2 protein-coding genes are annotated in these 2,539 nt (G+C 40.5%); both read right to left on the bottom strand.

Going from position 1 to position 2,539, the window contains the following annotated elements; translation table 11 throughout:
• Window positions 1-905, bottom strand: a 905-nt coding sequence (ispG, locus tag WBM70_RS03490) for a flavodoxin-dependent (E)-4-hydroxy-3-methylbut-2-enyl-diphosphate synthase (RefSeq protein ID WP_424557120.1), incomplete at its 3' end; no start/stop codon positions are given.
• A gap of 53 nt (window positions 906-958) precedes the next feature.
• On the bottom strand, window positions 959-2,539 hold a 1,581-nt coding region (gene priA / locus WBM70_RS03495), incomplete at its 5' end, for a replication restart helicase PriA (protein ID WP_424557121.1).

A 2,539-nucleotide genomic window follows, 5' to 3' on the forward strand; every position in this document is an offset into this window, starting at 1 on the left:
GCATTGACCACACAACCCATCACAGAAACATCCATAGGTGTTTTAATGTGTGCTGTTCGTCTTTCTACTTCCGCAACAGCCGAAACCAGGTCGGCTTCAATACGTCCACAAGTTGGACAAGAGATGATATTCAGTCCCTCTTTTATCCTACCACTGTCTTTAAGTATGGCTTTCCCGACTTTGATCTCTTCTTCCAGTTCACCGGTGATGGAAACTCTCATCGTATCTCCTATACCGTCAAGCAACAAGGCCCCTAGTCCTATGGAAGATTTGATAGTCGCATGGAAGATCGTTCCTGCCTCTGTCACACCTAAATGAAAAGGGTAGTCATTTTTAGGCCGTAACATTCTGTAGGCATCGACAGTTCTGTCTACATCAGAAGCTTTGAGTGATACTTTAATATCTGTAAATCCCAGGTCTTCCAAAAATTTAATGTTGTACTCTGCTGAAGCGACCATACCCTCTGCTGTCGCTCCATACTTTTGATCAAATTCCTTTTCCAATGAACCTGCATTTACCCCTATCCGTATAGGCAAGTTTCTCTCCTGACACGCTTTCACGATCTCTTTGATACGTGACTTTTCACCGATATTACCAGGGTTAAGCCGTATGCAGTCCACCCATTTTGCTGCTTCCAGTGCCAATTTATAATTAAAATGAATATCTGCGATGAGCGGTAAAGAGATCTGCTCTTTGATCGCTTTTAGTGCCAATGCATCCTGCATTTCAGGTACAGCAACACGCACCATATCAGCCCCTGCAAAATGTAGACGGTTGATCTGCTCTACTGTAGCTGCAACATTGTGTGTATCGCTGTAGGTCATAGACTGCACAGAGATAGGAGCATCTCCACCTACAGCGACATCACCCACATAGATCTTTTTTGTTTTAACTCTTTCTTTCACGGCTTACCTTTTCTATAATTCTCTTATTTTACCCAAACAAACTACAATGGATATTAAGAGAATTCAACAGGGTCAAAATCTATTTCTATCTCTCTGCAATCTACACTATGTAAAGCTTTCAATAAAGGTACACGGCTCTTAGCCCTGAGCAAAATATTAAAACGATACTTATCGGAGATACGTTCTACAGGTGCTTTTCCATGTCCTACTATCTCTATCTCTTTAAATGCTTTGAGTTTAGTTACTGTATCAAGCGTTATCTTTCCTGCTTTTGTCTCATCTTTATGCGCAATGAGTATCCGTGCAAGTGAAGCATAAGGAGGATAATCTGCCATCTCTAAAAAGGCTAACTCATCTTTGATGAAAAGTTCATAATCAGCCAAATAGGTTTGAAAAAATTCCGGATCACCTGTCTGAACAATGATCTCAGATGCTTTTGCCCGCCCACTTCGTCCTGCAATTTGAAAGAGTAATGACATTGCTCTCTCACGTGCTCTATAATCTGCAAGTCCTAAAATATAATCAAGCCCCATAATGATACTCAGTGTAATATTTGCATAGTCATGACCTTTACTAAGCATCTGCGTACCCAAAAGTAATTGACTCTCCCCACTCTCAAAACGCTTTAATGCCTCTTTGAGTTTCTTCGCGGTTGTGATACTGTCTTTATCAAACTGCTCGATCTGTATACCTTCCACTGCTTCAGAGATCACTTCTATCGCTTCTACGGTTCCCATACGTTCACTTTTAAGTGGGCTATGTCCGCAATTGGTACAGGTATCCTGTATCGCTTCAGTATAGTTACAGTAATGACATTTTAAGTGTCTGTATTTCCTGTGAAGTGCCATTCCTACAGAGCAATAAGGGCAAAGATGTGTTTTCCCACAACTTTCACAATAAAGGTATTTAAAGTTCCCCCGCGTAGGCAAAAACAACAAAGACTGATCTCCCGCTTGATAATGTCTATGTATGGCATCCAATATCGTATGATTGATACTGTCACCAGGGATGAACTTATAGTTTTTTTCTGTTTGTACATAAGGTTTACTGAGCCTGACCACATCATATTTATGGTACGAACCCATAGAAGGTGTTGCAGATGCCAATAAGACTTTTGCTCCTAACTTATTTCCCATCAACACAGCTACATCCCGTGCATGGTAACGAGGCCGTGTCATCGCTTTATAACTGTCATCATGCTCTTCATCCACAATGATGAGCCCAAGATTGGATAACGGTACAAAAAGTGCAGAACGTGCCCCAGCAACGATACGGATCTCCCCTGCTTCTATCCCTTCCAAAATGGATTCTTTTTTCTTTTTGGTCAATTTAGAATGCCACATCGCAACACTCTCACCAAAATAGACTTTAAGACGTTTCTCCATTTGTGGCGTAAGTGAGATTTCCGGCATAAGAAAGATAGAAGTTTTTCCCTCTTCCATCATTTTTGCCATCAGTGAAATAAAGATCTCTGTTTTACCTGAACCAGTGACTCCAAAAAGAAGTGCTTTACCTTTATTAAGAAGCTGATCATAGGCTTTTTGTTGTGAAGAACTTAACTTCGGAAGTACTTTTTCATCTATTGTCTTAGGAAGTAAAGTTGTAGATGAAGTATTTTTAAAGGGTATAAAAAG

Origin of the sequence: Sulfurovum sp. (assembly GCF_049668085.1) — a bacterium.
Classification (GTDB): Bacteria; Campylobacterota; Campylobacteria; order Campylobacterales; family Sulfurovaceae; genus Sulfurovum.